The following is a 3,691-nucleotide window of genomic DNA, read 5'->3' on the forward strand; positions in this document are numbered from 1 at the left end:
TGCTGGTCGCCGGCGTGCCGGCGCAAGGCGCCATGCCGGGCGCCGCCGTCGGCGGCGACTGATTTCAGGCGCTGGCAATCGCGTCGTAGCCGCGGTCCGTGAATTCGATCAGACAGAAGCCATGACCGAAGGGATCGGCGAAGAGGGCGATCTTGCCCCAGACGTGGCTTGCAATCTCCTTTTCGACCACCGCGCCCGCCGCCTTCGCGCGGGCCATCGCCTCTTCGATGTCGGCGACGACGATGTCCAGATGAACCGGCGTCCAGTGACGCCCGTAATCGCGGATCGCATCCGTGCCGGGCACGGCGCCGCCACCGGCTTTCTTTCGGAGCAGATAGAGCGGGGCGTCGAGGCCCAGCATCTCGACGACGTCCGGGCCGAGCCGCCGTCCGACGCGGAGGCCGAAGGCGCGCGCATAGAAATCGACGGCCCGTTCGAGATCGTCGACGTCGATGTTCACCAGGAGATTCATCAGTCCTTCCAGCGGTTATGCAGCCAGAACCAGCTTTCCGGCCTTTCGCGGATGCGGGCTTCGAGGAAGTCGTTGAGAAGCTGCGTGACGCGAAGGATTTCGGCCGTCGGCTCGGCGTCCCTGCGAAGTTCGACAGGAGCATGGACAGTGACGCGGAAATGCGCGCCTTCGGTTCGCACGATCGATGCCGGAATGAGAGCCGCATCGTAGCGGAGCGCGATGACGGCCGGTGTCGGCGTCGTCATGGCGGGCAGGCCGAACAGCCTCGCTTCGACGCCTTCGCTCAGGCGCTGATCGATCAGCATGGCGACGAAGCGCTTGTCGCGGATAGCCTGGATGAGCAGCCGGGCGCCCTTGGGGCCCTTTGCGATCTGGTCCGGAACGATGAGCTCGCGCCGCATCGTTACCATCCAGTCGTTCACATAGGGATTGTTCGCCGCGCGGTAGACGCCACCGCCGTCCAGCCCCTCGAGCCGCATGACGAGAGGCATCAGTTCCCAATTGGCGAAGTGGCCGGACACCAGCATGCCGCCCTTGCCCGTCGCGGCATAAGCGAGCAGAGGCTCTATGCCCACGATCTCGATGCGATGGCGTTCTTCCGGCCGGCTGAATTTATCGAGATGGGCATATTCGAAAGCGGTGCGGCCGAGATTGTCCCACATGCCGATAACGACGCGCTCGATCTCGGCATTCGAAAGTTCAGGCATGGCGCGGGCGATGTTGTTGCGCGCGCGCCGGGTAATGCCGAGCTTGGGCCCGATGTGCCGGCCGAGCCAGCCGCCCAATGCCGAGGAGCGGTCGAGGCCGAGCAGGCGGCAGAAGGCGAGCATGGCCTTCAGGAGCGCGGCCTCCGCCAGATATTGAAGTTTCTTTCCGAACATGGATTCCGGGGCCGTCCTGCTTCCTGTCGCCGCTTATATCAGTTGCGACGTATTTCTGGCGAGCCCGTCAATCGGGCTGGGCGGCACGCTTGGCGGCCCGGCCGCGGGCGAGCCTGATCTGGTCGCGCAGCAATGTTCCGAGGGCGGCGAAGTCGTCGATCAGCGCATGGACGGCGACGGTCTTCGTCGTGTCCCGAAGCCGCGCCCGCGCCGTTCCGGCCGGCGCGGCACGGAGCCGGGCCAGGTCCTTTTCGGTGGTGACGAGCGTCGCGTTGAGATCGCGGGCGCGAAGGAGGAGGTCAAGCGCCTCGCGTTCGCCGAAGATATGATGATCGGGAAAGCTCGCCGTGCCGACGATATCCGCATGGAGTTCGCGCAGCGTCGCATAGAACTTCTCGGGCCGCCCGATGCCGGCGAAGGCGAGCACCGGCAGTCCGTCGAGGTCCGGCGCGGGAGCCGCGCGAAGGATGGCGCGGAAGACCGGGATGGCGCGGGCGCGCGCCCGGGCGGCGATCCTGTCCGCTGCATGGCCCCGGCCGATGATGACGACGGCGCCGACGCGCGAAAGGCCCCTGTCCATATGCTCGCGCAAAGGTCCGGCCGGGATGAGCCGGCCATTGCCGAGGCCGGTCTGGGCATCGGCGACGAGGATCGAGAAATCCTTTACGAGCGTCGGATTCTGCAACCCGTCATCCATCAGGATCAGTTTCGCGCCTTCGCGCACGGCAGCGGCGGCGCCTTCGGCCCGGTCGGCGGAGACCCATGTCGGCGCGACGGCGGCGAGAAGCAGCGGCTCGTCACCCACTTCTTTGGCGGTGTGTTTTGCCGGGTCGACGCGCAGCGGGCCTTCTTCCGTGCCGCCATAGCCGCGCGTCAGGAAATGAACCTCTTCACCCTGCCGGATCAGCCATTCGGCGAGCGTCAGCGCGAGCGGCGTCTTGCCCGTGCCGCCGACCGTAATATTCCCGATACAGATGATCGGCACGGCCGCCTGTTCGGGCTTCGCGAAGCGTTGGCGCAGCCCGCCTGCCACGCCGTAGAGGAAGGCGGCGGGCGACAGGAGGCGCGGCAGAATGTGAATCTCGCCGGCGCGGGGTGCCTGCCAGAAACGCGGTTCACGCATGGCGGCTACCGGCGGCGAGGCGCGGCCGGGCGGCCGCGATGAGCGGCAGGAGCGCCGCCGCGGTGCGGTCGGCCGCGCCGCTCGACGTGCCGGCGATCTTCCGGGCGGCGTCGCCGCGGCGCTTCCTCTCCGTCTCGTCAGTCAGCAAGCGCTTGACCGCTTCGGCGAGAGAGGAAGCATCCACGATACGAAGGAGCGCGTCGGCGCTTTCGAAGGCGGCAAAAGCCTCGGCGAAGTTGAAATCGCTCGGGCCGGCGATCAGCGCGCAATCAAGACGCGCGGGTTCGAAGGGATTGTGCCCGCCCGTTTCCGTCAGTGTGCCGCCGACGAAGACGATGTCGGCGAGGCGATAGAAGAGGCCGAGTTCGCCCAGCGTGTCGGCGAGATAGATTTGCGTGTCCGGCGCGATTTCGTCGCCAAGCGAGCGCCGCGAAACTTTTAATCCGCGCTTGCCGAGTTCGGCCGCGATGGCGGCCCCGCGCGCGGGATGGCGCGGCACGATCAGCGTCAGGAGGTCCGGCCTCGTTGCCGCGAGCAGGGAGTGAACCTCGGCCGCGACTGTCTCCTCGCCGTCATGCGTGTTGGTCGCAAGCCAGAGCGGGCGGGCGGCGATGCCGGCGCGCAACACGGAAAGCTCGGCCTCGTCGGCGGTGAGGGGGGCTGCGTCGTGTTTCAGATTGCCCGGCGTTCCGACCGTGGCGGCGCCGAGCGCCTTGAGACGGCGCGCGCTGGCTTCATCCTGTGCGAGCAGAAGGGAGAAGCGGCCGAGCAGGTTCGCGATGAAACGCGGGAAGCGCTGCCAGCCGCGGAAGGAGCGTTCGGTGATGCGCGCGTTGACGAGCGCGAGAGGGATACCGCGCATATGGGCGGCGACGATCAGGTTCGGCCAGAATTCGGATTCGACCCAGACGGCGAGATCGGGCCGCCAGTAATCGAGAAAGCGCGCGGTGTAGACCGGATGATCGAGCGCAACGAACTGATGGAAGGCGCCTTCGGGCAGCCGCTCCTTCATCAGATGCGCCGATGTGACGGTGCCTGTGGTGACGAGCACATGGAGGCCGGCCGCGATCAGCTGGTCGATCAGCGGCAGAACAGAGAGGGATTCGCCGACGCTGGCGGCGTGAATCCAGACGAGCTTTCCATGAGGACGATCGAGAGAGGGAATGCCGCAACGCTCGGCGAGACGATCCGCGTCTTCCTTGCCGCGCCGCATCC

The 3,691-nt window shown here is 67.0% G+C and carries 4 protein-coding genes; all 4 read right to left on the reverse strand.

Annotated elements, in window-relative coordinates:
• Positions 1-64: 64 nt before the first annotated feature.
• On the reverse strand, positions 65-472 hold the full coding sequence (locus VMR03_RS03915; RefSeq protein WP_325402488.1) for a VOC family protein: 408 nt from the start codon (positions 470-472) through the stop codon (positions 65-67).
• Positions 472-1,353 (reverse strand): hypothetical protein, encoded by an 882-nt coding sequence (locus VMR03_RS03920; RefSeq protein WP_325402490.1) that lies wholly within the window; start codon positions 1,351-1,353, stop codon positions 472-474. Before VMR03_RS03920 ends, VMR03_RS03915 begins: the two co-directional genes overlap by 1 nt.
• Positions 1,354-1,420: 67 nt before the next feature.
• Positions 1,421-2,476, reverse strand: a complete 1,056-nt coding sequence (lpxK, locus tag VMR03_RS03925) for a tetraacyldisaccharide 4'-kinase (RefSeq protein ID WP_325402492.1) — start codon at positions 2,474-2,476, stop codon at positions 1,421-1,423.
• Positions 2,469-3,691, reverse strand: a 1,223-nt coding sequence (locus VMR03_RS03930; RefSeq protein WP_325402494.1) for a 3-deoxy-D-manno-octulosonic acid transferase, incomplete at its 5' end; no start/stop codon positions are given. The genes VMR03_RS03930 and lpxK, both read right to left, overlap by 8 nt.

It is taken from the genome of Parvibaculum sp., assembly GCF_035511255.1.
Classification (GTDB): domain Bacteria; phylum Pseudomonadota; class Alphaproteobacteria; order Parvibaculales; family Parvibaculaceae; genus Parvibaculum.

What these genes read in the sequence shown, in the direction of transcription:
- VMR03_RS03915 (WP_325402488.1), bottom strand. Translation starts at nt 472, where the DNA reads ATGAATCTCCTGGTGAACATCGACGTCGACGATCTCGAACGGGCCGTC.
- VMR03_RS03920 (WP_325402490.1), bottom strand. Translation starts at nt 1,353, where the DNA reads ATGTTCGGAAAGAAACTTCAATATCTGGCGGAGGCCGCGCTCCTGAAG.
- lpxK (WP_325402492.1), bottom strand. Translation starts at nt 2,476, where the DNA reads ATGCGTGAACCGCGTTTCTGGCAGGCACCCCGCGCCGGCGAGATTCAC.